This is a genomic window from Arthrobacter sp. Y3225116 (assembly GCF_059091245.1).
The window spans coordinates 1-3409 of the sequence record NZ_JBNHGL010000274.1 but is presented as its reverse complement, the minus strand read 5'-3'; the positions used below and the strand labels follow the sequence as shown (position 1 = coordinate 3409).

General features: G+C 69.2%; 5 protein-coding genes. 2 read left to right on the top strand and 3 right to left on the bottom strand.

Annotated features, from left to right (window positions below; translation table 11 throughout):
• Positions 1 to 30: 30 nt before the first annotated feature.
• Positions 31 to 306 carry a DUF2277 domain-containing protein gene (locus tag AC5RV2_RS15970; protein ID WP_494093147.1) on the bottom strand — a complete coding sequence of 92 codons (276 nt, stop codon included), beginning with the start codon at positions 304 to 306 and terminating at the stop codon, positions 31 to 33.
• A gap of 187 nt (positions 307 to 493) precedes the next feature.
• Between AC5RV2_RS15970 and AC5RV2_RS15965 the strand changes: the two genes are divergently transcribed.
• Complete coding sequence (locus tag AC5RV2_RS15965; protein WP_494093146.1) at positions 494 to 1171, top strand: NADPH-dependent F420 reductase; 678 nt, start codon at positions 494 to 496, stop codon at positions 1169 to 1171.
• Here AC5RV2_RS15965 and AC5RV2_RS15960 read toward each other — a convergent pair.
• Positions 1155 to 2159 carry an EamA family transporter gene (locus AC5RV2_RS15960; protein ID WP_494093145.1) on the bottom strand — a complete coding sequence of 335 codons (1005 nt, stop codon included), beginning with the start codon at positions 2157 to 2159 and terminating at the stop codon, positions 1155 to 1157. The genes AC5RV2_RS15965 and AC5RV2_RS15960 overlap by 17 nt on opposite strands.
• A gap of 108 nt (positions 2160 to 2267) precedes the next feature.
• Between AC5RV2_RS15960 and AC5RV2_RS15955 the strand changes: the two genes are divergently transcribed.
• Positions 2268 to 2816: a CGNR zinc finger domain-containing protein gene (locus tag AC5RV2_RS15955; RefSeq protein WP_494093144.1), complete on the top strand. Its 549-nt coding sequence runs from the start codon at positions 2268 to 2270 to the stop codon at positions 2814 to 2816.
• A 13-nt stretch (positions 2817 to 2829) separates the two neighbouring features.
• On the opposite strand, the gene AC5RV2_RS15950 is transcribed toward AC5RV2_RS15955, so the two are convergent.
• Positions 2830 to 3409 (bottom strand): DUF4261 domain-containing protein (locus tag AC5RV2_RS15950; RefSeq protein WP_494093143.1); only part of this gene is annotated, 580 nt, incomplete at its 5' end.

Below are 3409 nucleotides of genomic sequence, written 5' to 3'. Positions count from 1 at the left end.
CTCCCGGCGCCCGCCTACCGGGCGCCGGGCCTAGACGGCGGCCCCATAGCGGACGGCGGCGCGGGCGCGGGCCTTGGCGGCTTCTTCCTCACGGTTCTTCGGCGGCGCCGCGGTCACCAGGTCGTCGAGCAGGTGGGCGGTGATGTGCGCAACCTCGTGCACGGCCCGGTTGAATGCTTCCTCGTTCGCCTTCGACGGCTTGTTGCTGCCGCTGACCTTGCGCACATACTGCAGCGCCGCGGCCTCGATTTCGGCATTCGTGGCGCTGGGTTCGAAGTTGTGGAGCTGACGGATGTTCCGGCACATGGCGGGCCTCCGGTTCGGATCGTGGGTGCTGGCTGGTTCCAGTGTGCTCCCCCGCCGCGGCATCGCACCACCCCGGGCGCCGCCTCCGGCTTCCTCGACCACTGGCCCGCCTCCGGCCGAAGGAGCACAGTATGTGGTGAGGGAGTCACCCTCGACCGGGGTAACCCGAGCCGGACAGGAGACCATCATGAAAGCAGCAGTCCTCGGAACCGGCAGGGTCGGCCAAACCATCGCGGCGCGCCTCGCCGAACTCGGGCACACGGTCACGATCGGAACCCGCGATCCGGAAGCTACCCTGTCCAGGACCACGACAGATGCCATGGGCACCCCGCCCTTCCCTGTCTGGGCCGCCGCCAACCCCGGCATCGGAGTCACCCGCTTCGCCGAAGCCGCAGCCGGCGCCGACCTGATCGTCAACGCAACCACCGGCAGCGCCTCCCTGGACGTGCTGGCTCAGGCCGGGGCCGAAAACCTCGACGGTAAAGTCATCCTCGACATCGCCAATCCGTTGGATCCCAGCGCCGGGATGCCCCCGACCCTCTTCGTCAAGGACACTGATTCCCTCGGCGAGCAGATTCAGCGCGCCTTCCCGGCGGCGCGCGTCGTGAAGTCCCTCAACACGCTCACCGCAGATCTCCAGGCCCGCCCCGGACTGCTCTCCGACCCCGGAACGGTCTTCGTGTCCGGCAACGACGCCGATGCCAAGATCACGGTCACCGAGCTCCTAAAGGCCTTCGGCCATCAGGATGTGATCGACCTCGGCGACATCACTACCGCCCGCGGCGCCGAGATGCTCCTGCCCGCCTGGCTCCGCCTCTGGGGCGCGCTCGGTACGCCCCGCTTCAACTTCAAGATCGTCCGCTAGCCCGCTGGAGATACTTCCGGTTCACCGCCGGCTTGGGCCCGCGCAGCTCGTCTGCCCGGACCAGCACCACGCCCGCCACGATCAGCGCGCCGCCGACCAGCTGGATGGCCGCGGGCAGTTCGCCCAACAGCAGCCAGGCCCAGATGACGGCGAAGAGCACCTCGGTCAGCGAGACGAAGGACGCCACCTTGGTGCCGAGCGCCCGGGCGGCCATGATGCCCGTGACATAGGACAGCACGGTGGACAGCAGCACCAGTCCGACCAGCGGCACCCACCACTGGGTCTGCCAGCCGGCCAGCTCGACGCCGGCCGTGCTGAAGGCCATCGGAACAATCTGCACCGCGCCCAGGACGACGATGGTTGCACCGCCCACCAGCAGGCCGCCGGCGGCCAGCACCAGCGGCGGCAGCGAGTCGTTTTGCTTGGCGGTGATGAAGAAGTAGACCACCAGGCAGACGGCGGCGCCCAGCCCCCACAGCACGCCGGCAACATCCAGCTTGACCGGCCCAAAGACGTCGAGGACCAGCATGAGGCCGGCCACCGCCAGCACGGTACCGGCGATGGTCGCCGGCCGCGGCAGCCGGCGACTGGTCAGCCAGAGCCACAGCACAATCAGCACGGGCGCCAGGAACTCCAACAGCAGCGCCACTCCCACGGAGAGGCTGGCAACGGCATTGAAGTAGAAAAGCTGGCAGCCGGCCACGCCGATCAGCCCGAACAGCCCGATGGTCTTCCAGTTTTGCCGCAGTTGGCCCCACCGGCCGCGCAGCATGAACGCGGCGGGCAGTGACAACACCAGCGCCGCGGCCACCATGCGCACCGCCACCGCGGAGCCCGGCGTCCAGCCGGCCTCGAGCAGCGACTTGGCAAAGGGCCCCGAGAGTCCGAAGATCGCCGAGGAGGCCAAGGCGATGCCGACGCCGGCCACGGCGGAGCGGGGGTGCGGCGGGGCTGTCTGGGTACGCTGTGCAGCGGCGGTGGAGGCCATGACGGATCCTAAGGGAAGTGCGGGTTCGCTCCCGGCGCAGAACGGGTCTGTCAGGAGTCATGAGCGGTATACTCCTGACAATATCGCCGCCACTGTTCAGGAGTCAATGTGGTCTTTGCTCATGACACGGAGTACTCGCTGGTGGACGCGGCCCGGCTGATCAATACGGCCGAGGTCTCCCCGGACACCCTCGCCAGCGTGGCGGATCTCGATGCCCTCGTGGCGGACTTCGGCTTCACCGGCTCGCGCAGGCATACGACGGCGGAACTGGAGGCGGTCCGCGCCCTGCGCCCCGTGCTCAAGGAGGTGTGGACCGCGACGGAGGACCGCGCCGTCGTCGTCGTCAATACGATCCTGGCCGACGCCGGCGCCATCCCGCAGCTGGTCAAGCACGACCAGTGGGACTACCACCTGCATGCCACCAGCCCGGACGCGCCGCTGGAGGTGCGCATGGCCGTGGAGGCGGCGATGGCGCTGGTAGACGTGATCCGCGAGAAGCAGCTGGACCGGCTGCGGACCTGCGCCGCGGACGACTGCACCGCGGTGCTGGTGGACCTGACGAAGAATCGGTCGAAGCGCTTTTGCGATACCGGCAACTGCGCCAACCGCACGCACGTGGCCGCCTACCGGGCACGCAAGTCCGCTGCCGCCGGCTGACCGGGGGACGGTACTAGCGGCTGCCGGCGGAGTAGGGCGGGCCGGGATCGAGGTCGATGACCGTCCGCAGCGGCGGCAGCAGCGAGTCTTCCCAGCTGGCGGTGAAGGCCAGGCCGTCCGGACCGTTCAGCCGGCTATTGGATTCGATGACGGGCCCGTGTTCGTAGAGGTAGGCGGCCACATTAAAGGCCAGTTCCACCATCTGGTTCGGGTCCTTGTCGCGGAAGTGCACCTGCACGTCCGGCAGGCCCAGCTGGTACATGCCCAGGCTGTCCACCACCATGGCGCCCTCGTCGTTGCTGACCAGGAAGAACCGCATGTTCACCGGGCCCGCCAGCGGGTGGGCCGCCTCAAGCTCCCCGGGGTCCCGCCAGTGCGAGTTGTGCAGCCACCGGACGGCCGCCGGTCGCGTCTCGGCGGCCAGCAGGCGCAGCACCCGCTGGAAGGACTCGACCCGCGGCTTGGGTTCAAACCCGCTGGCCACCACCTCCGTCACCAGGATGCGGTGGGTGCAGCCGGGAACCTGCTGCTCGGCGTCGGGCCAGGACCAGCTCTGGTCCGCGGGGGTTGCCGCCAGCGCCTCGGCCGCCGAC

Coding starts and splice junctions, on each gene's coding strand:
- AC5RV2_RS15970 (WP_494093147.1), bottom strand. CDS start 306: ATGTGCCGGAACATCCGTCAGCTCCACAACTTCGAACCCAGCGCCACG.
- AC5RV2_RS15965 (WP_494093146.1), top strand. CDS start 494: ATGAAAGCAGCAGTCCTCGGAACCGGCAGGGTCGGCCAAACCATCGCG.
- AC5RV2_RS15960 (WP_494093145.1), bottom strand. CDS start 2,159: ATGGCCTCCACCGCCGCTGCACAGCGTACCCAGACAGCCCCGCCGCAC.